The organism is Streptomyces racemochromogenes (genome assembly GCF_039535215.1).
Classification (GTDB): domain Bacteria; phylum Actinomycetota; class Actinomycetes; order Streptomycetales; family Streptomycetaceae; genus Streptomyces; species Streptomyces racemochromogenes.
Window position 1 is genome coordinate 6,783,931 of record NZ_BAAAWT010000001.1, and the last position, 24,125, is coordinate 6,808,055.

Annotated in this window: 19 protein-coding genes; 10 read left to right on the top strand and 9 right to left on the bottom strand. The window is 72.4% G+C overall.

Going from position 1 to position 24,125, the window contains the following annotated elements; genetic code table 11:
* Positions 1-164 precede the first annotated feature (164 nt).
* The 4 genes from ABD973_RS31385 to yjfF all read left to right on the top strand — a co-directional run bounded on the left by ABD973_RS31385 (position 165) and on the right by yjfF (position 4,967).
* A complete protein-coding gene (locus tag ABD973_RS31385) occupies positions 165-1,175 on the top strand; it encodes an ABC transporter substrate-binding protein (RefSeq protein ID WP_125599168.1) in 1,011 nt (336 codons plus the stop codon).
* A gap of 119 nt (positions 1,176-1,294) precedes the next feature.
* Positions 1,295-2,854, top strand: coding sequence for a sugar ABC transporter ATP-binding protein (locus ABD973_RS31390; RefSeq protein ID WP_125819992.1), 1,560 nt, complete (start codon positions 1,295-1,297; stop codon positions 2,852-2,854).
* Positions 2,851-3,948, top strand: a complete 1,098-nt coding sequence (locus ABD973_RS31395; protein WP_345503538.1) for an ABC transporter permease — start codon at positions 2,851-2,853, stop codon at positions 3,946-3,948. Before ABD973_RS31390 ends, ABD973_RS31395 begins: the two co-directional genes overlap by 4 nt.
* Entirely contained in the window at positions 3,945-4,967 is a 1,023-nt protein-coding gene (gene yjfF, locus ABD973_RS31400) for a galactofuranose ABC transporter, permease protein YjfF (RefSeq protein WP_125599159.1), read from the top strand. Before ABD973_RS31395 ends, yjfF begins: the two co-directional genes overlap by 4 nt.
* Before the next feature lie 86 nt (positions 4,968-5,053).
* On the opposite strand, the gene ABD973_RS31405 is transcribed toward yjfF, so the two are convergent.
* Positions 5,054-6,076 carry a LacI family DNA-binding transcriptional regulator gene (locus tag ABD973_RS31405; protein WP_386381930.1) on the bottom strand — a complete coding sequence of 341 codons (1,023 nt, stop codon included), beginning with the start codon at positions 6,074-6,076 and terminating at the stop codon, positions 5,054-5,056.
* Positions 6,077-6,378: 302 nt separating this feature from the next.
* Between ABD973_RS31405 and araD the strand changes: the two genes are divergently transcribed.
* Both araD and ABD973_RS31415 read left to right on the top strand, forming a co-directional pair.
* Positions 6,379-7,116 carry an L-ribulose-5-phosphate 4-epimerase AraD gene (gene araD / locus ABD973_RS31410; RefSeq protein ID WP_125819989.1) on the top strand — a complete coding sequence of 246 codons (738 nt, stop codon included), beginning with the start codon at positions 6,379-6,381 and terminating at the stop codon, positions 7,114-7,116.
* Positions 7,117-7,289: 173 nt separating this feature from the next.
* The gene (locus tag ABD973_RS31415) at positions 7,290-9,758 is read left to right on the top strand and encodes a glycoside hydrolase family 9 protein (RefSeq protein WP_345503544.1); all 2,469 of its coding nucleotides are present in this window, start codon (positions 7,290-7,292) and stop codon (positions 9,756-9,758) included.
* Between the two features lie 48 nt (positions 9,759-9,806).
* On the opposite strand, the gene ABD973_RS31420 is transcribed toward ABD973_RS31415, so the two are convergent.
* From ABD973_RS31420 to ABD973_RS31440, 5 genes are all read right to left on the bottom strand, one after another.
* Positions 9,807-11,246: an endo-1,4-beta-xylanase gene (locus tag ABD973_RS31420; protein WP_125819987.1), complete on the bottom strand. Its 1,440-nt coding sequence runs from the start codon at positions 11,244-11,246 to the stop codon at positions 9,807-9,809.
* Between the two features lie 76 nt (positions 11,247-11,322).
* Positions 11,323-12,177 (bottom strand): glycoside hydrolase family 6 protein, encoded by an 855-nt coding sequence (locus tag ABD973_RS31425; RefSeq protein ID WP_345503546.1) that lies wholly within the window; start codon positions 12,175-12,177, stop codon positions 11,323-11,325.
* A gap of 80 nt (positions 12,178-12,257) precedes the next feature.
* The gene (locus ABD973_RS31430) at positions 12,258-13,727 is read right to left on the bottom strand and encodes a glycoside hydrolase family 43 protein (RefSeq protein ID WP_345503548.1); all 1,470 of its coding nucleotides are present in this window, start codon (positions 13,725-13,727) and stop codon (positions 12,258-12,260) included.
* Positions 13,724-15,943, bottom strand: a complete 2,220-nt coding sequence (locus ABD973_RS31435) for a beta-glucosidase (protein ID WP_125819984.1) — start codon at positions 15,941-15,943, stop codon at positions 13,724-13,726. The genes ABD973_RS31430 and ABD973_RS31435 overlap by 4 nt, the downstream gene beginning before the upstream one ends.
* Positions 15,944-15,952: 9 nt before the next feature.
* The gene (locus ABD973_RS31440; RefSeq protein ID WP_125819983.1) at positions 15,953-16,966 is read right to left on the bottom strand and encodes a LacI family DNA-binding transcriptional regulator; all 1,014 of its coding nucleotides are present in this window, start codon (positions 16,964-16,966) and stop codon (positions 15,953-15,955) included.
* Between the two features lie 230 nt (positions 16,967-17,196).
* Between ABD973_RS31440 and ABD973_RS31445 the strand changes: the two genes are divergently transcribed.
* The 4 genes from ABD973_RS31445 to ABD973_RS31460 all read left to right on the top strand — a co-directional run bounded on the left by ABD973_RS31445 (position 17,197) and on the right by ABD973_RS31460 (position 21,798).
* Positions 17,197-18,483, top strand: a complete 1,287-nt coding sequence (locus ABD973_RS31445; protein WP_345503552.1) for an extracellular solute-binding protein — start codon at positions 17,197-17,199, stop codon at positions 18,481-18,483.
* Complete coding sequence (locus tag ABD973_RS31450; RefSeq protein ID WP_345503554.1) at positions 18,476-19,402, top strand: carbohydrate ABC transporter permease; 927 nt, start codon at positions 18,476-18,478, stop codon at positions 19,400-19,402. The genes ABD973_RS31445 and ABD973_RS31450 overlap by 8 nt, the downstream gene beginning before the upstream one ends.
* Entirely contained in the window at positions 19,399-20,229 is an 831-nt protein-coding gene (locus ABD973_RS31455; RefSeq protein WP_125819981.1) for a carbohydrate ABC transporter permease, read from the top strand. The genes ABD973_RS31450 and ABD973_RS31455 overlap by 4 nt, the downstream gene beginning before the upstream one ends.
* 99 nt (positions 20,230-20,328) lie before the next feature.
* Positions 20,329-21,798: a non-reducing end alpha-L-arabinofuranosidase family hydrolase gene (locus tag ABD973_RS31460; RefSeq protein WP_345503556.1), complete on the top strand. Its 1,470-nt coding sequence runs from the start codon at positions 20,329-20,331 to the stop codon at positions 21,796-21,798.
* A gap of 61 nt (positions 21,799-21,859) precedes the next feature.
* On the opposite strand, the gene ABD973_RS31465 is transcribed toward ABD973_RS31460, so the two are convergent.
* From ABD973_RS31465 to ABD973_RS31475, 3 genes are all read right to left on the bottom strand, one after another.
* Positions 21,860-22,951, bottom strand: coding sequence for a sensor histidine kinase (locus ABD973_RS31465; protein WP_345503558.1), 1,092 nt, complete (start codon positions 22,949-22,951; stop codon positions 21,860-21,862).
* A gap of 29 nt (positions 22,952-22,980) precedes the next feature.
* On the bottom strand, positions 22,981-23,604 hold the full coding sequence (locus tag ABD973_RS31470; protein ID WP_386381996.1) for a response regulator: 624 nt from the start codon (positions 23,602-23,604) through the stop codon (positions 22,981-22,983).
* Between the two features lie 227 nt (positions 23,605-23,831).
* The gene (locus ABD973_RS31475) at positions 23,832-24,047 is read right to left on the bottom strand and encodes a hypothetical protein (protein WP_345503560.1); all 216 of its coding nucleotides are present in this window, start codon (positions 24,045-24,047) and stop codon (positions 23,832-23,834) included.
* Positions 24,048-24,125: the final 78 nt, after the last annotated feature.

Below are 24,125 nucleotides of genomic sequence, written 5' to 3' on the forward strand. Positions count from 1 at the left end.
TAACAATGCCGAGGGGCAAGAGGGTGCGCCCAGATCGCAGGATGAGTCGCTCGACCTCGCATCCGGCGCGATAACAGAGCGGTAACGTGCCGCAAGAGGGTTGAGAACCGCACTTGTTAGCGCTCACAATGCGACGGCTCCCCTTCCCCGAAAGGACACCCGTCATGGCTCGCAGAGCAGTCCACGTCCTCACCGCCGCACTCCTCGCCTCCTCGGCGCTGACCGCCTGCTCGACCCAGGGCCCCGCCGCCGCTCCCGCCCCGGGCCCGGCCTCCGGGGGCAAAGCGGGTTCCGGCGGCAGGATCACCATGGGCTTCGCCCAGGTCGGAGCCGAGAGCGGCTGGCGTACCGCCAACACCAAGTCCGTCCAGGAGGCGGCCAAGAAGGCCGGGATCGAACTCAAGTTCTCCGACGCGCAGCAGAAGCAGGAGAACCAGATCAAGGCGATCCGCACGTTCATCCAGCAGAAGGTCGACGTGATCGCCTTCTCCCCGGTCGTGGAGTCCGGCTGGGACACGGTGCTGAAGGAGGCCAAGGACGCGGGCATCCCCGTCATCCTGACCGACCGCGCCGTGGACACCAAGGACACCTCCCTCTACAAGACCTTCCTGGGCTCGGACTTCGTCAAGGAGGGCAGGTCGGCGGGGGAGTGGCTGACCGCCGCGTACGCCAACCAGCAGGGCCCGGTCAACATCGTCGAACTCCAGGGCACCACGGGCTCCGCACCCGCCAACGACCGCAAGGCCGGCTTCGCCGAGGCCATCCGGGCCGACGGCAGGTTCAAGATCGCCGCCTCCCAGTCGGGCGACTTCACGCGCGCCAAGGGCAAGGAGGTCATGCAGGCGTTCCTGAAGTCCCAAAAGGACATCGACGTCCTGTACGCCCACAACGACGACATGGCCCTCGGCGCCATCCAGGCCATCGAGGAGTCCGGCAAGAAGCCCGGTACGGACATCAAGGTGATCTCGGTGGACGGGATCAAGGACGCCTTCGTCGCGATGACCGAGGGCAAGATCAACGTCGTGGTGGAGTGCAACCCGCTCCTCGGCGACCAGCTGATGGACCTGGCCAAGAAGGTTGTCGCGGGCGAGAGCGTGCCCGCCCGGGTCGAAACCCAGGAGGGCGTGTTCCCCCAGGACAAGGCCGCGGCCGCGCTGCCGTCCCGGAACTACTGACCCACGGCGCTCCCCGCCGCGGCCGCTGTCCCGGCGGTCCCGGCCGTCCCCTCCCGGGCCCGCCGGCCCGCGAGGCCCGGCGACCGAGCCCGCTCCACCCCCACACGAGAGGAGGGCGCATGACATCTCCGTCCACGCAGCCGCCCACGGGAACCGGCGGCCCGCGGCCGGTCCTGGAAGCCCACGGCATCCGCAAGCGGTTCCCGGGCGTACTCGCCCTCGACGAAGTCGCCCTGCGGCTCTTCCCCGGCGAGGTGCACGCCCTGATGGGCGAGAACGGCGCCGGGAAGTCCACCCTGATCAAGGTGCTCACCGGTGTCCACCCCGCCGACGGCGGCACCGTCCTCGTCGACGGCCGGCCCCACACGTTCACGGACCCCCTCCAGGCGCAGCGTGCCGGAATCAGCACCGTCTACCAGGAGGTCAACCTCTGCCCCAACCTCTCGGTCGCCGAGAACATCCTCATCGGGCGCGAACCGCGCCGGTTCGGCCTCGTCCACTGGTCCGCGATGCGGCGACGGGCGGCCCGGCTGCTGACGGAACTGGAGCTCGACCTCGACGTCACCTCTCCGCTCGGCGCGCACTCCCTGGCGGTGCAGCAACTGGTCGCCATCGTCCGGGCGGTGGACGTCTCGGCGAAGGTCCTCGTGCTGGACGAACCCACCTCCAGCCTGGACCGCGAGGAGGTGGCCCAGCTCTTCGGGCTGGTGCGGCGCCTGCGGGACCGCGGGGTGGCCGTCCTGTTCGTCACGCACTTCCTGGACCAGGTGTTCGACCTCTGCGACCGCGTCACCGTCCTGCGGGGCGGCCGCCTGGAAGGCGAGTACCCCATCGGCGAGCTCACCCCGGTGACGCTCGTCCAGCGCATGATCGGCGGAGAGCTGGCCACCCTCGACCAGCTGTCGGGCCGCGCCCACGGACCAGGGCCCGAACGGGCGGCCCGCGAGCCGTTCCTCCGGGCCCGACGGCTGACCCGTACGGGCTCGATCGAACCCTACGACCTCGACGTCCACGCCGGCGAGGTCATCGGACTCGCCGGCCTGCTGGGCTCCGGCCGCACCGAAGCGGCGCGCCTGCTGTTCGGCGCGGACGGCGCGGACGCCGGAGAGGTGAGCATCGAGGGCAGGAAGGTGCCGCTGCGCAGCCCCCGGCACGCCATCGCCCGGGGCATCGCCTTCTGCTCCGAGAACCGCAAGTCGGAGGGGCTGGTGGGTGAGCTCACGGTCCGCGAGAACATCGTCCTCGCCCTGCAGGCCGCCCGCGGCTGGACCAGGCCGCTGACCCGCGCGAAACAGGACGAGCTGGCACGGCACTGGATCGAAGCCCTCGACATCCGCCCCGCCGACCCCGAAGCACAGGTACGCCACCTCAGCGGAGGCAACCAGCAGAAGGTCCTCCTCGCGCGCTGGCTGCTCACCGAGCCCCGGTTCCTGATCCTCGACGAACCCACCCGGGGCATCGACATCGGGGCCAAGGCCGAGATCCAGAAACTCGTGGCCCGCCTGGCCGACGAAGGCACCGCCGTTCTGTTCGTCTCGGCGGAACTCGAAGAGGTCCTGCGCCTGAGCCACCGCATCGCCGTCCTCCGCGACCACCGCATGGTGGCCACCCTCGCCAACGACGACTCCGTCACGCCCGAACGCCTCCTGACGACCATCGCCACCGGAACGGACTCATGACCCCCCAGCCCGCCACATCCGGGGCGGCCCGCGGCATCGCGCGGCGCGCGGCCGGCCACCGCCTGCTGTGGCCCGCGCTCGTCCTGCTCGCCCTGCTCCTCGGGAACCTCGCGTTCCACCACGACTTCCTCTCGGTCCGGGTGCGTGACGGCCACCTCTACGGCAGCCTCGTCGACATCCTGCGCTTCGGCGCGCCCCTCGTCCTCGTGGCGCTCGGCATGACCCTCGTCATCGCCACCCGGGGCATCGACCTCTCGGTCGGTTCCACCGTCGCCATCGCCGGCGCGCTCGCCTGCGCACACCTTTCCGGCGCGGCGCGTCCCGGCAGCGTCGCGTCCACGCTCACGGCCGTCGCCCTCGCGCTCGCGGTCGCCCTCGTCCTGGGCCTGGCCAACGGACTGCTGGTGTCCGGTCTGGGAGTACAGCCCATCGTGGCCACCCTGATCCTCATGGTCGCGGGCCGCGGCGTCGCCCAGCTGATCACCGACGGCCAGATCATCACCGTGACCAGCGCCCCCTACAAGATGATCGGGGGCGGCTACTGGCTGCTCCTCCCGTTCGCCGTCCTGCTGGCGGCCGTCCTCGTCGGGCTCACCGCCTTCGTCACCCGCCGCAGTGCCCTCGGCATGCTGATCGAGTCCGTCGGCGGCAACCCCACCGCCAGCCGGCTGGTGGGGATCCGGGCCGGCGGTCTGCTCGCCCTGGTGTACGTCTTCAGCGCCCTGTGCGCAGCCGTCGCCGGGCTGATGATCAGCTCGAACGTCTCCAGCGCCGACGGCAACAACGCCGGCCTGTGGATCGAACTCGACGCGATCCTCGCCGTCGTGGTCGGCGGCACCGCCCTGACCGGAGGGCGCTTCTCCCTCGGCGGGACGGTCCTGGGCGCCCTGATCATCCAGACCCTGTCCACCACCGTCTACACCCTCGGGGTCCCTCCCGAGACCACCCTCGTCTTCAAGGCCTTCGTGGTCGTCATCGTCTGCCTCGTGCAGTCCCCGGTCTTCCGGGCCAAGCTGGTCCGCCGCCCGGCGACCACTCCCCGGTTCCCCGCCGCGGCGGGCCCCACCCCGCAGGAGCAGGAGGCACGCGCATGAGTACCGGCACCGTGAACGCCGCCGCGCGAACGGCCCGCCCCTTCGCGACCCTTTCGCCGCGCACCCGGACCCGTATCCCCCTGGTCGTCACCGCGGTCCTGCTGGTCGTCGTGTTCGGCGTCGGATCCGCGCTCTACGAGGGGTTCCTCTCCGCGCAGGTCGTGCTGAACCTGCTGATCGACAACGGGTTCCTGCTGGTCGTCGCGGTCGGCGCGACCTTCGTCATCCTCACCGGGGGCATCGACCTGTCCATCGGCTCCATGGTGGCGCTCTCCACCATGACCACCGCCTGGCTGGTCGAGTCGCACGGCTGGCCCCTGGCCGCCGTGATCCCCCTGGTCCTCCTGGCCGGCGCCGGGAGCGGGGCGCTCATGGGCTGGATCATCCACACCTTCGAGATCCAGCCGTTCATCGTCACCCTGGCGGGCATGTTCCTCGCCCGGGGGCTCTGCTACACGATCAGCACCGAGTCCGTCACGATCACCGATCCCGTCACCGCGTCAGTCGCCCAGACCAGGCTCTACGGACCGGGCGGACTGTTCGTCTCGATCCCCGTCCTGATCGCGCTGGCCGTGCTGGTGACCGCCTTCGTCGTCCTGCACCACACGCGCTTCGGCCGCAACGTGTACGCGCTGGGCGGCAACGAGTCCTCCGCCCGCCTGATGGGCCTGCCGACGGGCACCACCAAGATCGCCGTGTACGGCGTCAGCGGCCTGTGCTCCGCTCTCGGCGGCCTGCTGCTGACCTTCTACACGCTCTCCGGCTACGCCCTGCACGCCATGGGCATGGAACTCGACGCGATCGCCGCCACCGTGATCGGCGGCACGTTGCTGACCGGAGGATCCGGCTTCGTCCTGGGCACCGCTCTCGGCGTACTGGTCCTCGGCATGATCCAGACGCTGCTCAACTTCCAGGGCACCCTCAGCTCCTGGTGGACCCGGATCGTCATCGGCGCCCTGCTGCTCGTGTTCATCGTGCTGCAACGCCTGATCGGCGGCCGCCGGCCCACCGCGCGCTGACTCCGCTCCGCGGACCGTGCCCGGAAGGGGCCGGGCCGCGACCGCATCCGCCGTCCGGGGCCGCGGGGGCTCCGGACGGCGGTCCTTCACGACCCCGGCAGGGAGATCCTGCGGGCGGTGCTGGCGCGCACGATGAGCTCGGGCGCCACCACGAGGTGCGTCGGCTCGTCGGCCCGGCCCTCGATGTGGTCCAGGAGCAGTCCGATGCTGTCGCGGCCGAGCGAGGCGAAGTCCTGCCGGATCGTCGTCAGCGGGGGCGGGAAGAACTCCGCCTCGGGGATGTCGTCGAACCCGGCGACCGCCACGTCCTCGGGCGTGCGCAGTCCGGCTTCCCGCAGGGCGCGCAGGACGCCGAGGGCCATCTGGTCGTTGGCCACGAACACCGCCGTGAGGCCCGCTCCCCCTGCCCGTGACGCCCGGACCCGCCCCGCGAGCTGCTGGCCGGCCTGGTATCCCGACAGGGGGCTCCAGTCGCCGCGCAGCAGGGGCGGCACCTCGGCACCCGCGTCCCGCAGCGCGTCCTCCCACCCCTGCGTGCGGGCCTCGCTCTCGAGCCAGTCGGAGGGGCCCGCGACGTGCCACACGGTGGCATGGCCCGAGGCGAGGAGATGTTCCGTGATCATGCGGGCGCCGAGGTTCTGGTCCAGCGACACCCCGGGCAGGGCCAGGGTGTGGCCGCCTTCCACGGTGACCACCGGGCACGGCGCGTCCAAGGCCGCGAGGGCCCTGACCGCCGCGCGCTGCGGAGTGACGGCGACGATCCCCTCCACCCCCCACCCGGCGAGGTGCTGCATGGCCTCGGCGAGGGCCGTCTGCGTGGCCGTCCGCAGCGTGACGGCGGACGTCAGGTAGCCGCGGTCGCGAGCCGCCTCCTGGACCCCCGCCACGGTGCTGGCCGGCCCGTGCAGCGTGGTGTTCACCGCGATGACGCCCAGCGTGTGGGTGCGGCGCGTGGCCAGGGCCCGGGCCGCCGAGTTGCGGCGGTAGCCCAGCTGCTCGATGACCTGGGTCACCGCGGCCCGGGTCTTGGCGCTGACGTTCGGGTGGTCGCTGAGCACCCGCGAAACGGTCTGGTGGGACACGCCTGCGACGCGCGCGACGTCCGTCATAGTGGGCGCTCGCGAGACGTCCGGGAGCTGGGTCAACTCTCTTCCTTTCCTCACCGAGCGGCCTTCCCCCACGGTACCGAACCGGCCGGGAGGCGGTCGGCGGGGTCTCGATGTTGGCGTTCACATTATGCCGCGTTCTTCGAAGGGTGTGAGCGGAAATCTCCCTGTAACCTCTTGAGCTTATCGTTTGTTAGCGTTCACAATCTCAAGCGAGCAGCAGGGCGGCGACAGCAGCCGCAGCACAGCCGTGGTGCCGACCCGGCCCGCGATCGGTCCCGTGGCGGAAAGACGGTGAGGGCGCAGTGAGCGAGACCCATCTCAAGAAGCTCCGTCGCGAGGTCCTCGCGGCCAACCTTCGGATCCCCGAGGCCGGGCTGGCCACTCTCACCTGGGGAAACGTCAGTGGAGTGGACCGGGACGCCGGAGTCTTCGTCATCAAGCCGTCCGGGGTCTCCTACGCCGACCTCACCGAGGAGGACCTGGTGGTGGTGGCGCTGGAGGACGGGAGGGTCGTCGACGGGCACCTCAGGCCGTCCACCGACGCCGAAACCCACCGGTGCCTCTACCGCGCGTTCCCCGCCATCGGGGGCGTCACCCACACGCACTCGGCGCACGCCGTCGCCTTCGCCCAGGCGCGCCGCCCCATCCCGGTGCTCGGCACCACCCACGCCGACACCTTCAACGGGCCCGTCCCCGTGACGGCGGACCTGACCGCCGCCCAGTGCGCCAAGGACTACGAGTACAACACCGGCCAGGTGATCGTCGCCCGGCTCGGCGCCGACCCCCGCCGGGCCGAAGAGGTCCCCGGAGCGCTCGTCTCGCGACACGGCCCCTTCACCTGGGGCGCCACCGCCAAGGCCGCACTGGAGAACGCCGTCGTCTGCGAGGCCGTGGCGGAGATGGCGCTGCACACGCTGGCACTGGGGTTCCGCCTCGGGGGCGTCTCCGACCCGCCGAGGCACCTCCTGGAGCGGCACTTCACCCGCAAGCACGGACCGGACGCCTACTACGGCAACGCCCCCCGCGCTGCCGGAGGCTGAGACGCCGCACCTCCTCGCGCGGGACGGGGAGTGCCGCCCGGCCGGAGTCCGCCCGGCTCCCCGCGCAGCGGGCGGGCGCGGCAAGTCCCCTTTGCGCACGGCTACTTGACGGTCCGTCCGACTGCTGGCTTGATGGGAGCGCTCCCACACCCCCGCCTAGGAAGGCCCCACCCGTGCCTCCTGCCACCCCCGCGCGCGGCGTGCCCCGCCGCGCGGCCGCCCTGCTCACCGGCTTGGCGCTCGCCGCCGGCGGCCTGTCCACGACGGCCCTGACCGTTCCGGCGGCGGCCGCCCCCACGGCCGCCGCCGCCGACACACCCGTCCGGGTCAACCAGCTCGGATACCTCCCCGACGGCCCCAAGCGGGCCACGGTGGCCAGCGCCGCGACCGCCCCGCTCGGCTGGCAGCTGCGCGACGCCACGGGCGCGGTGGTCGCCTCGGGCACCACCGCCGTGCGCGGCGCGGACCAGGCGTCCGGCCAGTCCACGCACCTGGTGGACTTCGGCGCGTACACCGGCACCGGCACCGGCTACACCCTCGGCGTCGACGGCCGCACCAGCCACCCCTTCGACATCTCGCCTTCGCTGTACGACGCCCTGCGCGCGGACAGCATGTCCTTCTTCTACCAGCAGCGCAGCGGCATCCCGATCGACGCCGCCCTGGCCGGCGGCAGCGCCTACGCCCGCCCCGCCGGGCACCTGGGCATCGCCCCGAACAAGGGCGACAGCGACGTCCCCTGCCGGGCGGGAGTGTGCGACTACCGCGTCGACGCCCGCGGCGGCTGGTACGACGCGGGCGACCACGGCAAGTACGTCGTCAACGGCGGCATCTCCGTCTGGGAGATGGTCAACTCCTTCGAGCGGGCGCGCCGTACGGGCGGCGACGCCGCGCTCGGCGATTCCACGCTGCGGGTGCCGGAGCGCGGCAACGGAACGCCGGACGTGCTGGACGAGGCCCGCTGGGAGCTGGAGTTCCTGCTGCGGATGCAGGTCCCGGCCGGGAAGCCGATGGCCGGGATGGCCTTCCACAAGCTGCACGACGCCCAGTGGACCGCCCTGCCGACCCGGCCCGATCTCGACGCCGAGCAGCGCGAGCTGCACAAGCCGTCGACCGCCGCGACGCTGAACCTGGCGGCCTCGGCCGCGCAGTGCGCCCGGGTGTACGCGCCCTACGACAGCGCGTTCGCCGCACGCTGCCTCGACGCGGCCCGCCGCGCCTGGACGGCCGCCGAGGCCAACCCGGACGTGCTCGCCCCGGCGAGCGACAACACCGGCGGCGGCGCGTACGAGGACGCCGACGTCTCCGACGAGTTCTACTGGGCGGCGGCGGAACTCCTGGCCACCACCGGGGAGTCCCGCTACCGGGACGCCGTCACCTCCTCCCCGCACCACACCAGGCCCGCCGACGGGTTCTGGTGGGGCGGCACCGCCACCCTCGGCCGCATCACGCTCGCCACCGTCCCCGGCGCGGGCCTGCCCGCCGACGACCTCGCCCGGCTGCGCCGCCTGCTCACCACGGCCGCCGACGGCCACCTCTCCACCATGGCCGGACAGGGCTATCCGGTACCGCTCCCCGCCACCGGGTACGCGTGGGGCTCCAACAGCTCCGTCACCAACAACGCGATGGTGATGGCCGTCGCGTACGAGCTCACCGGCCTGCAGCGCTACCGGGCCGGAGCGCTGGAGTCCCTGGACTACCTGCTCGGCCGCAACGCGCTCGACCTCTCCTACGTCACCGGCCACGGCGAACGCCACTCCGAGAACCAGCACCACCGGTTCTGGGCACACCAGAACGACGCCTCACTGCCGCACCCGCCGGCCGGTTCCTTCGCCGGCGGCCCGAACGCGGCCCTGGAGGACCCGGTCGCCAGGGAGAAGCTCCAGGGCTGCGCGCCGGCGGCCTGCTACACGGACGACATCGGCTCGTACTCCACCAACGAGGTGGCGATCAACTGGAACGCGTCGCTGGCCTGGCTGACGGCATTCGCCGCCGAACGGCGCGGCGCCCCGGCGGCTCCCGCCGTCCAGGTGGCACCGGCCGCCGTGACGGTCCCGGAGGGCGGATCGGTGCCGGTGGGCGTACGGCTCTCGGCGGCGCCCGCGCGCGACGTCACGGTGACCGTGGCCCGCGGCTCCGGCGACCCGGACCTGACGGCGGCCGCGACCCTGGTGTTCACCCCGGCCGACTGGGCGACGGCGCAGCCGGTTGCGGTCTCCGCCGCGCAGGACGCCGACGCGTCGCCGGGCAGCGCCACGTTCACCGCAGGCGGTCCCGGCGTGCAGCCGGCGACGTTCACGGCGACGGAGGCGGACGACGACGCGGCGGGGGCCTCCTGCACGGTGGCGTACCGGATCGACAACGCCTGGGGCAACGGCTTCACGGCGACCGTGAGCCTGCGGAACACCGGGACCACGCCGCTCTCCGGGTGGACCCTCGGCTGGAGCTTCGCGGGTGACCAGCGGATCGGCAACGCCTGGAACGCCACGGTGAGCCAGTCCGGCAGCACGGTCACCGCCCGGGACGCCGGGTGGAACGCCACCCTGGAGCCCGGCGCCAGTGCGAGCTTCGGCTTCCAGGCGACGTACTCGGGCACCAACGCACCCCCGGCGCGCTTCACGCTCGGCGGTTCGGTCTGCTCCTGAGGCAACAGCGCCCCGGCGAGGGTGTCGCCACCCTCGCCGGGGCGGGCCTCAGGTGCGGGTCCAGCGCTGGTTGCCGCCGTTCGAGCAGGAGTAGAGCTGGAGCGCCGTGCCGTTGGCGGTGCCGTTGCCGGCGGCGTCAAGGCAGAGGCCGGACTGGACGCCGACGATGGATCCGTCCGGGTTGAGCCGCCACTTCTGGTTGTCGCCGCCCCAGCAGCCGTAGATCTGGACGGCGGCGCCGTTGCCGGTACCGGCGGCGTCCAGGCACTTGTCACCGTAGACCCGCAGCTCGCCCGCGGCGGTGTACGCCCACTGCTGGTTGGCGCGGCCGTTGCAGTCCCACAGGTTGACCCGGGTGCCGTCGGCGGTGGCGGCACCGGGCACGTCCAGGCAGCGGCCCGAACCGACGCCCTTGACCGGCCCCGAACCGGGTGAGGGGATCGGAGTGGAGGAGCCGGCGGCGTTCAGCGCGGCCAGCACGGAGGTGTACGCCGGCTTCTTGTTGCCGTTGCCGTCGAACAGCAGCGGCGACTGCTCCGACCGCCAGGAGTCGGTGTCCCGTACGCCCCAGACGGTGATGCCGAGGCAGCGCGGGACGGACAGGCAGTCGTTGGCCACGTTGGCGTAGGTCGCGGCCGGGGCGCCCTGCACGTCGAGCTCGGTGACGGCCACGTCGACTCCGAGGGCGGCGAAGCTCCGCAGGGTGGTGCGGAAGTTGCCGTCGTAAGGGCTGTCGTTGTTGAAGTGGGACTGGAAGCCGACGCAGTCGACCGGCACGCCCCGCTGCTTGAAGTCCCGGACCATGGCGTACACGGCCTGCGTCTTGGCCCACGTCCAGTTCTCGATGTTGTAGTCGTTGTAGCAGAGCTTGGCACCGGGGTCGGCGGCGCGCGCGGTGCGGAAGGCGACCTCGATCCAGTCGTTGCCGGTGCGCTGGAGGTTGGAGTCGCGCCGGGCCCCTGAGCTGCCGTCGGCGAAGGCCTCGTTCACGACGTCCCACTGGGTGATCTTGCCCTTGTAGTGGGCCATCACCCCGTTGATGTGGCTGGTCATCGCCTGGCGCAGCGCGCCGCCGCCGAGGTTCTGCATCCAGCCGGGCTGCTGGGAGTGCCAGGCCAGGGTGTGGCCGCGTACCTGCTTGCCGTTCTGCACCGCCCAGTTGTAGACGCGGTCACCTGCGGCGAAGCTGAACTGGCCCTGTCGGGGCTCGGTGGCGTCGGGCTTCATCTCGTTCTCGGGTGTCACCGAGTTGAACTCGCGGCCCGCGATCGACGTGTACGCGCCGTCGCCGAGCCGGCCGGAGGCGATGGCGGCGCCGAAGTAGCGGCCGCTCTGCGCGGCCGCGCCACCGAGCGTGCCCTCGGCGGCCTGGGAGGCCGGCGGAGCCGCGAGCACGGCTGCGGCACCGAGGACGGCGACGGCCAGGGCCGCGCGTAATCCCCGGCTCTTGCGGCGGACGAGGAGCGGGGGAAGGGCGTTCGATCCCATGAATGAGCCTCCAGGAGAGAGAACAGGAAGGGCACGGAAGGAGTGGAGCGGGGCGGGAACGGATCCGCGTGCGGACTCAGTAGCCGTAGATCATCTTGTAGGCGACCTCCGGCAGGAACTGCCCGGCCGAGGAGCCGGCCCCGACGCCGCAGTTGCCGTCGGACTCGCCGGGGACCTTGATCCACAGCAGCATCTCGGCACCGCCGCCGCGCCGGCTGGGGGTACCGGTCCGGCGGCCGGCGGGATTGCACCACTGGCCGTTGGAGCCGTTGCCGTTGCGGCTGGTGTCGACGACGAACGGCTTCGTGTAGCCGTAGGAGCGCAGGGCCGAGTTGACGGCGTTGCCGTAGGACGTGCTCTGGTCGGTGGTGAAGTAGTTCGACACGTTCAGCGCGAAGCCGTGGGCCCCGCCGACCCCGGCGGCGGCCAGCTGCTGCGCCATGGCCGGGGCGCCGATCCAGCCGGCGTTCCCGGCGTCGGGTTCGAGGATGACGACGGCCGGACGGCTGCCGATGCCGCCGGCGAAGGCGGCGATCCAGCTCTCGTAGGCGGCGCGGCTCCCGGCGCCGCCGCCGGAATGACCGGCGCAGATGTCCCGGTCGGGGATGTTGTACGCGACCAGAATGGGCAGCTTGTCGGCGGAGTCCGCGCGGCCTGCGTAGGAGCCGGCGGCGGCGGCGATGTCGCCGCTCCAGTTGCCGAACCAGCGGGCGGCCGGGATGTCGGCGATGGACGTCCGGATAGCCGAGGCCCGGCCGTCGCCGGGGTTCGCCGCGGTCCACCGCAGCGCGGAGTTGTCGGGGTCGGTGTAGAAGCCGCTGGTCATCGTGGTCGGGTCGGCGGCGTACGCCGGGGCGGCGTGGAGCAGGGCGAGAGCGCCGGCGAGGACGCCGGTCAGCAGGGCGGATGCGGCTCGGACGGATCGGCGCATGGTTGGTCCTCCGGTGGGGGAAGGGGAAGCGCTGCCGGTCGGGGGAGTGCGCTGCCCGGGGCGGGCCCGTGGGCCGCGCGTCACACGCCCCGGTGTCCGGGCGGCTGCTCCCGGCTCGGGTAGGTGACGTCGAACCACGGGAAGTGGGCGTGGCTGGTGGAGGGGCGGCCGTTGGAGGTGGCGTAGAGGCCGAGCTGGACGCTGGTGAACAGGGGGGTGAGGAAGGTGGCTTCGACGGCGGGCAGGTCCTGCCGGGTGCCGCCGGGTACCGCATGGCCGAAGGTGTGGCGGAAGCCCCGGATGCGGACCCCCAGGCGTACGGGGCCCTGCGGGACCGGCACCCGGGCCAGCACCTCGGGCCCCCGGCGGAGGCTGAGTCCTTCCGCGGTGCGCAGGAGGAGGAGATGGGTGTCGTCGTCGAGGACCACGGCGAGGCCCGCCTCTTCGCCCGGTGCGGCGGGAACGAAGCGCAGTTCCGTGGAGACGTCGCACTCGGGCTGCTCCTGGGGCCGGGCCAGGAGGGACGGGGTGGTGCGCTCGCCGAGGCGTTCGGGCCGGAGCCGCAGGCGCAGTCCGTCGCCGGTGGTCCAGAACGGCGCCGGCGGGGTGCGCAGGGTGCTCCAGTCGGCGCGGAGGGCGGCGAAGGTGTCGTGGAGGGGGCGGCGCGGGCCCGTGTGGCGGACGGGGGAGAAGACCGGCCAGCCGTCGTCCCAGGTGATCCGGCTGAGGAAGGTCTCGCGGCCGAGCGCGGAGCCCGGCCGGACGCCCAGCAGGACGGCCCGCCACTCGCCGTCCGGGGTGCGGACGAGGTCGGCGTGCCCGGTGCAGGTGACCGGGCCCCGGGCGGGTGGCAGCACCGGATTGCCGGGGGCGCCCACGTACGGGCCGGTCACGTGGCCGGCGCGGGCGGCCACCACGCTGTGGTCCACGTCGGTGCCGCCCTCGGCGGTGAGCAGGAGACAGGTGCCGTCGATCCGGTAGAGGTGCGGGGCTTCCGACCACCGGGCGCCCGGGCGGCTCCCCGCCCACAGGACGTACTCGGGTCCCGTGAGCCGTCGTTCGCGGGGAAGGTACTCGCGCATCCAGATCTCGGTGCGGCCGGCGGCCTCGTCCACCACGCGGGCGGCGGTGAACCAGGCACGGCCGTCGCCTCCGTCCGGTCCGTCGTCGAAGAACAGCGACGGGTCGAAGCCCTCGCCGTCCAGCCACCGCGGCCGCGACCACGGCCCCGCCGGATCCGTCGCCGTGACGACGAAGTGGCCGGGACCGTCCATCAGCGTGCAGACGAGATGGAAGAGTCCCTCGTGGTGGCGGATCGTCGGCGCGAACAGCCCCCGTGAGGGAGCGCAGCCGGCGAGGTCGAGCCCGGACGCCCGCTCGAGCGCGGATCCGATGCGCCGCCAGTTCACGAGGTCACGGCTGTGGAAGACGGGAAGGCCCGGGAACCATTCGAAGCTGGAGGTCACCAGGTAGTAGTCCGCTCCCACCCGGCAGACGGACGGGTCCGGCCGGAACCCGGGCAGTACGGGGTCACCGCAGAACCCGGTCACGGCACCGGGACGACATCGGCGGGCACGGACAGCACCCGGTCGGCGGCCGGATGGCGTACCGGCCCCCGCAGGGTGAAGGAGCCGCGGAGCGGGAGGTCGCCGCCGGACCGTCCGACGGCCACCCCGATCTCGCCGGGCTCCACCCTCCTGCGCAGGTCGAGCCCGGTGAAGGAGGTCCGGTCGGCATGGACGCAGAAGGTGACCCGGGCGGCCGCGCCCGGGGGCAGCTCGACCCGGGCGAATCCGGCGAGCCACTGCTGTGGCCGGACGACGGACGCCACGGGGTCGGAGAGGTACAGCTGGACCACCTCGGTCCCGGCCACGTCGCCGACGTTGCGCACGGTGGCCGAGACGGTGACGGCCCCGTCCGTCGGGGCCCCGGGATCCACCGACAGCTCCGAGAAGGCGAAGCGGGTCCAGCTCAGCCCGTGCCCGAAGGGGAACAGCGGGGTCGGGTCCACCGAACTCCAGTCGGTGCGCCCGCCCAGCCGGGCGTGCAGGGAGGTGCCGGGCTGGCCGCCGGCCCGGCGGGGGAGGGAGACGGGCAGCCGTCCGGACGGTTCCGCCGCCCCGCTGATGATCCGGGCCAGCGCCGTCGCCCCCTCCTGGCCGGGGAAGAAGGCCTGGATGACGGCCGAGGCGCGCTCGGCCGGCCCGCCCAGCGCGTAGGGCCGTCCGGAGACGACGACCAGGACGGTCGGCACACCGGAGTCCAGGACGGCGGCGGCGAGTGCGGCCTGGTCGCCGGGCAGGTCGAGGGTCTCGGCGTCGCAGCCCTCTCCGGAGGTGCCCCGGCCGAACAGGCCGGCCCGGTCCCCGAGCAGCAGTACGTTCACGTCCGGGTCGTCCGCGGTGACCGTGAAACCGGCGGCGCCGAGCGCCTCGCCGAGCGTGGGGATCTCCGGGCCGGGGCCGCCGGGAGCGGCGACGTGGTTGGGGAAGGCGTAGCAGCCGAGGAAGGAGCGGGGTTCGTCGGCGTGCGGGCCGTGGATCGCGACCCGGCAGGGCCGCAGCGGCAGGATGCCGTCGTTGGTGAGCAGCACGGTGGACCGTTCGGCCATGAGCCTGGCCAGGGCCCGGTTCTCCGGCGGGTCGAGGTCGACCGCCTCGGGCGCGGCGGGCTCCCAGCCGGGGTCGAGCAGGCCGAGTTCCGCCTTCTGCCGCAGGACCCGTTCCGCGGCCCGGTCGACGAGCGCCTCCGGTACGCTTCCCGACCGCACGAGTTCGGTCAGGGGATCCCCGTAGCAGCGGGCCGTGGGCAGTTCGACGTCGATCCCGGCGGCCAGCGCCAGCGCGCCGGCCGCGCCCCGTGAAGCGGCGACGCCGTGCCGGGTCTCCAGGAAGGAGACGGCGTAGTAGTCGGCGACGACCACACCGGTGAAGCCGAGTTCGCCCCTGAGCAGCCCGGTCAGCAGCCGTTCGTCGGCGGCCGCGGGGACGCCGTCCACATCGGTGTAGCTGTTCATCACCGACCGGGCGCCCCCCTCGCGCACCGCCCGTACGAACGGCTCGACCAGCACGTCCGCGAACTCGCGCGGCCCCACCGCGACGGGGGCCATGTTCCGGCCGGCCCGGGAGGCCGAGTACCCGGCGAAGTGCTTGAGCGTCGCCACGATGCCGGCGCCCTCCAGGCCCTGCACGTAGGCGGTGCCGATCGCCGCGACGAGACAGGGGTCCTCGCCGATGCACTCCTCCGTCCTGCCCCACCGGTAGTCGCGGACCACGTCCAGGACCGGTGCCAGGCCCTGGTGGACACCGGCCCGCCGCATTCCCGCGCCGATCGCGGCGGCCATCCGGCGCACGAGCGCGGGGTCGAAGGACGCGCCCCAGGCGAGCGGCGCGGGGAAGACCGTCGCGCCCCACGTCATGAACCCGGTCAGGCACTCCTCGTGGACCACCGCCGGTATCCCGAAGCGGCCCGACGCGGTCACCTGCCGCTGGAGCGCGGCGAGCCGTTCCATCCCGGCCTTCGCGGTGACCGGCGCGGTGCCGAACACCCGGGTGAGCTGGCCGAGTCCGTGGGCGGCGACGTGGTCGAGCCCGGGTGGGGACTCGCCGGAGTCGTCCTCCACGGGCGCGACCGGTGCTCCCGGAGCCGAGGGCTGCGCCCAGAACGCGGTGAGCTGGCCGGCCTTCTCCTCCAGTGTCATCCGTTCCAGCAGATCGGCCACGCGCACCGACACGGGCAGCAGGGGGTCGCGCCAGGGCTCGGTCAAGGAGTTCTCCTAGGGACGGGGCGGGGCGGTGGACAGGCGGACCTTGAGCTCGGTCGAGAGCTCCATCCGGGGGCTGACCAGGGGCTGGCCGTCGAGCAGCTGGAAGAGCGTGCGGGCGGCGAGCCGGCCCATCTCCTCCAGCGGCTGGCGCACGGTCGTCAGCGGCGGTGACAGCCATCCGCACATCGGCAGATCGTCGAAGCCGACCACGCTGAGGTCTCCCGGGACGCTCAGTCCGCCTTGCCGGGCCGCTTCGTAGACGCCCATCGCCTGCTGGTCGCTTCCGGCGAAAATGGCAGTCGGCGGCTCGGGGAGCGCGAGCAGTTCCCGGGCGCGCCGGAACCCGCCCTCGTGCTGGAAGTCGCCGAACCGGATCAGTTCGCGGTGGACCTCGATCCCGGCCCGCTCCAGCGCGGCGCGGTACCCGTCGATGCGGGCCTGGCTGCAGAGCATCTCCTTGCGCCCGCCGATCGCGGCGATCCGGCGGTGCCCCAGCTCCAGCAGGTGCTCCGTGGCGGCGAGGCCGCCCGCCCAGTTGGTCGCGCCGATGCTCGGCACACCGTTGCCCGGCAGGTCGATCGGGTCGATGACGACCAGCGCCACCCCGGCCTGTTCGATCTGGGCGCGCTGGGCCCGGGTGACCGAGGCGGTGACGAGGATGACGCCGTCGCTGTGGTGCAGGACCGGCAGTGCGGCCCAGCTCGACGGCGTGGCCTCGCCCGGCGGGAGGAGCGAGACGACGGTGCCCACGCTGCGCTGGGCGCACTCGGCCTCGACGCCGCGCAGTATCTCCACCGCCCACGCGCTGTCCAGACCGCCGATGATCAGATCGACCAGGCCCGACCTGCGGGCCCTGCCCTGCCGGCCGGGATGGAGGTAGTGGTGGGACCGCAGCAGGCTCTCGATCCGCTCGCGCGTCGAAGCCGCGACATCGGCGCGGCCGTTGAGCACCTTGGACACGGTGGCCTGGGAGACCCCCGCCTCGGCGGCGATGACGGCCAGGGTCGGACGCTGCTCGCTCAATTTCTCTCCTCCGCGCGGACGCCGCGGGCTGTCGACAGGTATCGCAAACTTTCGAGGAGTTTCCGGTTGGCGCGACCCGATTGTCAAGCGATAAGTAGGCTTCTGTGAAAGGAGATTCAGCGAGAAGGCTTGACCGGCGGGCCACACGTTCCTAGTTTGTGGCAGCGCGAATTCGAGAAAGTTACGAAACATTTCGAACTCGAACCGGCTTTCCTCACCCCGGAGGTCCCATGGCGACACCCCCGAGCCGACGACGCTTCCTCGCGCTCTCGGGCCTGACCGTCCTGTCGGCCCCACTTGCCGCGGCCTGCGGCGGCGGCTCCGGACCGGTGCCGGCGGCCGACGGCGAAGTGACCTTCGCCTGGTGGAACATCGCCACCACCGAACCGGGCAGGTCCCTGTTCCCGCAGCTGTCCACGGCGTTCACGGCCGCCCACCCCAACATCACGATCAAGACCACCTCGTTGGAGAACGAGGCGTTCAAGTCCAAGCTCGCAGCGGTCACTTCGTCGGGAAGGCTCCCCGACGTCTTCCAGACCTGGGGAGGCGGCGTGCTGCGCCAGCAGGTCGACGCGGGGCTGGTCGAGGACCTCACCGACGCGTTCGGCTGGGCGTCCGACCTCACCCCGGTCTCCCTGCAGGCCTACCGCTTCGAGGGCCGCACCTACGCGGTGCCCTACGACGTCGGCATGGTCGGCTTCTGGTACAACAAGAAGCTCTTCGCCAAGGCCGGCATCGCCGCTCCGCCGGCCACCTGGGCCGAGCTCCTCGAAGACGTCGGCAAGCTCAAGGCGGCAGGCGTCACGCCGATCGCCCTCGCGGGCAAGGAGAAATGGCCGGGTCACTTCTACTGGGCCTACCTGGCGATGCGCCTCGCGGGACTCCCCGCCCTGGAGCGGGCCGCTGCCGCCAAGGACTTCACCGGCCCGGGCTTCGTCCTGGCGGGCAGCCGGCTCAAGGAACTCGTCGACCTCCAGCCCTTCCAGCCGGGCTTCCTCGGCGCCGGCTACTCCACGCCCGGCGGCCAGGCCGCGACCATGGGCAACGGCAGGGCGGCCATGGAGCTGATGGGCCAGTGGGCACCCTCGGTCCAGAAGGACGCGGGCGCGGACCTCGGGGCGGACCTGGGCTTCTTCCCCTTCCCGACGGTGGACGGCGGTGCCGGCCGGGCCACCGAGGTGCTGGGCGGTGGCGGCGGTTTCGCGCTGCGCAAGGGCGCCCCGAAGGAGGCACTGGACTTCCTGAAGTTCTTCGTCCTGGAGAACCAGTCCAGGCTCCTGGCCTCCAACGGCTACCTGCCGGTGGTCAGGGGCGCGGAGAGCGGGCTCACCGACGCCAACCGGAGGGCGGTGGCCGACACCCTGGCCGGGGCGACGGGCTTCCAGCTCTTCCTCGACCAGGCCTACCCGCCGGCGGTCGGCCAGGAGGTCAACGACAGCGTGGCCGACCTCATCGCGGGCAGGAAGACCCCCGAACAGGTCACCACGGCGATCACCGAGGCAGCGAAGGGTGCCTGACCCCGTGTCCGCCCCGCGCGGGTTGCGGAGCTGGGCTTCGGTGGCCTGGTTCCTGCTCCCGGCCCTGGCCCTCTTCCTCGTCTTCGTCCTCGCCCCGATCACCGTCGCCGTCCGCACGGGCCTCTTCAAGTGGAGCGGGACCGGCCCCATGGACGACTTCGTCGGGTGGGGGAACTACGCCAGGCTCTTCCACGACCAGGTCTTCCTCGGTGACCTGGAGCGCGGGCTTTACCTGATCGTCCTTTCGGTCACGGTGCAGTTGCCCTTCGCGCTCTTCACCGCCGTCCTCCTCAACCAGAGGCTGCGCGGGCGGGCCGTCTACCGGATGCTGTTCTTCGCGCCGTACATCCTGTCCGAGGTGGTCACGGCCGTCCTCTTCACGATGGTCTTCCTCCCCGGTGCCGGTATGGCCGACCACCTCGCCGGCGCCTTCGGCCTGGAGGGGTTGCGGGGGAGGTGGCTCGCCGATCCCTCGACGGTCGTGCCGACCCTGTTCGCGGTCATGACCTGGAAGTACTTCGGCTTCCACATGATGCTCTTCCTCGCCGGACTGCAGAGCATCCCCGGCGAGGTCCTGGAGGCGGCCTCCATCGACGGCGCCGGCCCCTGGAAGCGCTTTCGGCACGTGACGCTGCCGCTGCTCGGCCCGACGATCCGGATCAGCACCTTCCTTTCGGTCATCGGGGCCATCCAGCTCTTCGACCTCGTGTGGGTCATGACCGCGGGCGGACCCAACCACTCCTCCGAGACGATGGCGGTCTCGATGTTCCAGTTCGGCTTCAAGCGCCACCAGGTCGGCTACGCCAGTGCGATCAGCGTGGTGCTGTTCATGATCTGCCTGGTCTTCTCCCTCTTCTACCAGCGCTACGTGCTCCGCCGGGACCTGAGCGGCGCCCTCACTCCGGGAGGCGGCCGATGAACGCCCGCAGGACGGTACGGGGCCTGTCCCTGCACGCCGTGGTCTGGGTGATCGGCGCCTTCGTCGCCGCGCCGCTCGTCTACGCGGTCGTCTCCGGGTTCAAGAGCACCGGCGAGCTGACGGCCAACCCGTTCGGGCTGCCCGAGCGGTGGAAGGCCGGCAACTACACCGGCATCCTCGGCGACGGCGTGTTCTGGCGGCAGATCGCCAACAGCGCGGGCATCGCGATCGGCACGACGTGCTGCACGGTGGCGGCCTCCGCGATGGCGGCGTACGTGTTGGCCCGCTACGCCTTCCGGGGCAGGGAGCTCTTCTACACGCTGTTCACGATCGGGCTCATGTTCCCGTTCTCGGTGGCCGTCCTGCCGCTGTTCCTGCTGCTGCGGACCCTCGGCCTGCTCGACAACCCGCTCGGAGTGATCCTCCCGCAGGCGGCCTTCGGGCTCCCCACGACGATCGTCATCCTGCGCGGCTTCTTCCGGACCATTCCGGCGGAGGTCGAGGAAGCGGCCGTCATGGACGGCTGCGGCAAGTTCCGCTTCTTCTGGCGGATCCTGCTGCCGATGGCGCGCCCGGCGCTCGGCACGGTGTCCGTGCTGGCGGTCGTCGCGAGCTGGAACAACTTCTTCCTGCCGCTGCTCGTCTTCGACGGCCCGGACTGGCAGACCGTCCCGGTCGGAGTCCAGCAGTTCCAGGGCCAGTACGCGACCGACTACGCGCTCGTCCTCGCCTACATCGTGCTCGCGATGGTCCCCGCCCTCGCGTTCTACGCCGTCGCCGAGCGGCAGTTGATCGGCGGCCTCACCGCGGGCGCCACCAAGGGCTGACCCGTCCGCGCGGGACGGACGTACTCGCCACCCCAAAGTTGTTAGCGCTAACATCCGCCGTCCCCTCTCATCCGGGCCACGACACCAAGGAGCTCTCCGATGCGGTTCCGCCCTCCCTCCCCAGTCCACCCGGCGCGGCGTCTGCTCGCCCTGCTGGCGCCCCTGCTGCTCCTGACCGCGTTCCTCGGCGCACAGCCCGCCGCCGCGGCGGCCGTCGACCCCGACGCCTCGTACGTGCTGGTCAACCGCAACAGCGGCAAGGCCCTGGACGTCTACAACCTGGCCACGGGCGACGGGGCCCGCATCACCCAGTGGACCAGGAACGACCAGGCCCAGCAGCAGTGGCGGTTCGTCGACTCCGGCGGCGGCTACTACCGCATCACCTCCCGGCACTCCGGCAAGGTGCTGGACGTCCAGAACAGGTCCACCGCGAACGGCGCCCCGATCGTCCAGTGGGCCGACGCGAACGGCACCAACCAGCAGTGGCGGCTCGCCGACAGCCCCGACGGCTACGTACGGCTCATCGCGCGCCACAGCGGCAAGGCCCTCGAAGTGCAGGGCGGCTCCACCGCGGACAACGCGAACGTCGTCCAGTACGAGGACTGGGGCGGCACCAACCAGCAGTGGCACCTCGTCCGGGCCGGCGGCGGCACCCCCGGCACCTGCGCCCTCCCGTCGTCGTACCGCTGGACGTCGACCGGCCCGCTGGCGCAGCCCAAGCCGGGGTGGGCCTCGCTCAAGGACTTCACCGTCGCGCCCTACAACGGCCGGCAGCTCGTCTACGCGACCACGCACGACACCGGGGCGAGCTGGGGCTCGATGAACTTCGGCCCCTTCACCAACTGGTCGGAGATGGCCTCGGCCGCCCAGAACGGGATGTCCTCCTCCGCGGTCGCGCCCACGCTCTTCCACTTCGCGCCCAAGAACATCTGGGTGCTGGCCTACCAGTGGGGCAGGACCGCCTTCTCCTACCGGACGTCGACCGACCCCGCCAACCCGAACAGCTGGTCTGCTGAGCAGGAGCTCTTCTCCGGAAGCATCGCCGGCCCCGGAACCGGCCCCATCGACCAGACGCTCATCGGCGACGGGACGAACATGTACCTGTTCTTCGCCGGCGACAACGGCAAGATCTACCGGGCCGGCATGCCGATCGGGAACTTCCCGGGCAGTTTCGGCACGAACTCGACCGTGGTCATGAGCGACACGACGGACAACCTGTTCGAGGCCCCGCAGGTCTACAAGCTCCAGGGCCAGAACCGCTACCTCATGATCGTCGAGGCGATCGGCGCGCAGGGCCGGTACTTCCGCTCGTTCACGGCCACCAGCCTGGACGGCTCCTGGACCCCCCAGGCCGCGACCGAGGGCAGTCCCTTCGCCGGCAAGGCCAACAGCGGCGCCGGCTGGACGAACGACATCAGCCACGGCGAGCTGATCCGCACCAGCGCCGACCAGACGTTCACCGTCGACCCCTGCAACCTGCAGTTCCTCTACCAGGGGCGCGACCCCAAGGTGGGCGGCGACTACGGGCTGTGGCCCTACCGGCCGGGCCTGCTGACACTGCGGCGCTGAATCCGGCGCGGCGGGTCCGGGGCACCACCGGGCCCGCCGCGGCGCGCCCCCGTCCGGCCGTTCAGTCGGCCCGGACGGGGGCCCGCAGCGCGACCTCGTAGCCGCCCTCCGGGGTGGGTCCGGCGGTGAAGGCCCCGTGGAGCAGTTCGGCGCGTTCCCGCAGGCCGACGAGGCCGTGGCGGGCGCTGGGCAGGGCGACCGAGGGGCGGGTGGGGGCGGTGTTGGTGACGGTGACGCCGAAGTGGTGCGCGTCGTGCCACAGGCGTACGTCGGCGCGGGCGCCGGGGGCGTGTTTGCGGACGTTGGTGAGGGCTTCCTGGACCGTGCGGTAGACGGTGCGCTGGGCGGTGGTGCTGATGCCGGTGGGGAGCTCTCCGGCCAGGTTGGTCTCGATGCCGCTGTTGGCGACGAGCTGCCGGAGGTCGGCGAGGGTGGGCTGGGGGGTCAGTTCGGTCTCCCTGCCGCCGGAGGCGCGCAGCAGGGTGACCATGTGGCGCAGTTCGTCGAGGGTCCTCGTGCTCAGGGTGCGGATGGTGCGGGCGGCCTCGCGGGCGTCGGCGTCCTTCGCGGCGACCTGGAGCGCTCCGGCCCGTACGGCGATGAGGCTGACCTGGTGGGAGACGACGTCGTGCATCTCGCGGGCCAGCTGGGCGCGTTCGCGGGCCAGGACGGTCTGGGCGTACAGGGCGCGTTCGTGCTCGCGGGCCTCCTTGACCTCGACGAGCTGTCGGGCCACGTCGTGCCGGGCCTGCACGAGCTGGCCGAACAGCACGGGGGCGACGGCCGTGGCCAGGGTGTAGACGAACTGGACGAGCGTCCAGGTCCGGTCGCCGGTGAACGCGCCGGGCAACGGCCATACGAGGGTGTCCGCGGCCGCGTTCAGCAGGGCGCAGCCCGCCAGCAGGGGGCGGTTGCGGGTGGACGCGGCCAGGGTGTACAGGGCGGCGATCGGGGCGACCGCCACGTCCATGAACAGGGTCATGGGCAGCGTCAGCAGGAAGACGGCCAGCGGCAGGCGCCTGCGCAGGAACAGTCCGGCGCAGCCCACGGCGGCGCAGGCCCACATCAAGGGGGTGCCCTCGCCCAGGAGGCTGATCCAGGCGTCGAGCCCGGCCAGTGCCACCAGGCCCGCGTCGACGGCCCAGGGCGGCATCCGCCGCCACTGCGCCCCGCCCCCGCCCGTCATCCGTCGCCGCGCGTCGCGTCGTCGCCGTCGCGGCCGAGCAGTCCGGCCCGCTCGGCGAGGAGTGCGGCCTGGACCCGGCTGGTGACCCGCAGTTTGGTCAGGATCGAGCTGACGTGGTCCTTGACGGTGCCCGCGCTGAGATGGAGGCGCGTGCCGACGTCGGCGTTGGACAGGCCGTTGGCGACCAGGACGAGGACGTCGCGTTCCCGGTCGCTGAGGAGGCCGACGCGGGCCACGTCCGCGTCCTGGGGCGCTCCCGCCCCCGGGTGGCCGCGCAGCAGCGCGCGGGATGCCTTCGGCGACATCACCACCCCGCCCGCGGACAGGGTGCGGACCAGCTGGGCGAGCTGTTCGGGCTCGGTGTCCTTGAGCAGGAAGCCGGAGGCTCCCGAGCGCAGCGCGGTCAGGACGTACTCGTCGGTGTCGAACGTGGTCAGCATGGCCACCTGCGGCGGTGCGGGCAGTTCCCGGATCTGCCGCAGGACGGTCAGACCGTCCACGTCCGGCATGCGGATGTCGAGGAGCACGACGTCCGGCCGCTCTTGCCGGATGACCTCGGCGGCCTGCGCGCCCTGCGCCGTCGCCACGACCTCGATGTCGTCGGACGCGTTCAGGATCATCCGGAACCCGGACCGCACCAGGGCCTCGTCGTCCACCACCACCACCCGGATCACCGGCGTCCCGCCTCACACTCGTCTGCTCTGTCCTGGCGTTCGCCTGGCGTTCGCCTGGCGTCGACCGTACGTCCGGGAGGGTACGCGGTGACGCGGTCACGAACGGACCGTGGACACCCGGCGGAGCGGATCCAGCCGTTCGGGGGGTGCGCTCCTGCCGGTCGGCGGGGGTGTCACCCCAGCCTGCCGGCTGTCGTGGCGAGGGTGTGCACCACGGCTCCGAGCAGTTCGGGGCGCAGTACGGCCAGGCAGAGGCCGCCCGCCGCCAGCGTCATGCCGAGGAACTCCCCCAGTGCGCCTGCGCGCAGCCCGGTGTCGTGGCGGCCCGCTGCTTCGGCCGGGGGCCGGGGGGCCGTGTCGGGTTCTGCCTCGCGGCTACGGTGCGTCATGCCACCAGCCTGGAGCCGCGGGCGCCCCGGCGGCCATCCGGCGACCGTCGGGTGCACCCCCGCCGAGTGGCGGGGACG

What these genes read in the sequence shown, in the direction of transcription:
- ABD973_RS31385 (WP_125599168.1), top strand. Translation starts at nt 165, where the DNA reads ATGGCTCGCAGAGCAGTCCACGTCCTCACCGCCGCACTCCTCGCCTCC.
- ABD973_RS31390 (WP_125819992.1), top strand. Translation starts at nt 1,295, where the DNA reads ATGACATCTCCGTCCACGCAGCCGCCCACGGGAACCGGCGGCCCGCGG.
- ABD973_RS31395 (WP_345503538.1), top strand. Translation starts at nt 2,851, where the DNA reads ATGACCCCCCAGCCCGCCACATCCGGGGCGGCCCGCGGCATCGCGCGG.
- yjfF (WP_125599159.1), top strand. Translation starts at nt 3,945, where the DNA reads ATGAGTACCGGCACCGTGAACGCCGCCGCGCGAACGGCCCGCCCCTTC.
- ABD973_RS31405 (WP_386381930.1), bottom strand. Translation starts at nt 6,076, where the DNA reads ATGACGGACGTCGCGCGCGTCGCAGGCGTGTCCCACCAGACCGTTTCG.
- ABD973_RS31420 (WP_125819987.1), bottom strand. Translation starts at nt 11,246, where the DNA reads ATGGGATCGAACGCCCTTCCCCCGCTCCTCGTCCGCCGCAAGAGCCGG.
- ABD973_RS31425 (WP_345503546.1), bottom strand. Translation starts at nt 12,177, where the DNA reads ATGCGCCGATCCGTCCGAGCCGCATCCGCCCTGCTGACCGGCGTCCTC.
- ABD973_RS31445 (WP_345503552.1), top strand. Translation starts at nt 17,197, where the DNA reads ATGGCGACACCCCCGAGCCGACGACGCTTCCTCGCGCTCTCGGGCCTG.
- ABD973_RS31455 (WP_125819981.1), top strand. Translation starts at nt 19,399, where the DNA reads ATGAACGCCCGCAGGACGGTACGGGGCCTGTCCCTGCACGCCGTGGTC.
- ABD973_RS31460 (WP_345503556.1), top strand. Translation starts at nt 20,329, where the DNA reads ATGCGGTTCCGCCCTCCCTCCCCAGTCCACCCGGCGCGGCGTCTGCTC.
- ABD973_RS31465 (WP_345503558.1), bottom strand. Translation starts at nt 22,951, where the DNA reads ATGCCGCCCTGGGCCGTCGACGCGGGCCTGGTGGCACTGGCCGGGCTC.
- ABD973_RS31470 (WP_386381996.1), bottom strand. Translation starts at nt 23,604, where the DNA reads ATGATCCTGAACGCGTCCGACGACATCGAGGTCGTGGCGACGGCGCAG.
- ABD973_RS31475 (WP_345503560.1), bottom strand. Translation starts at nt 24,047, where the DNA reads ATGACGCACCGTAGCCGCGAGGCAGAACCCGACACGGCCCCCCGGCCC.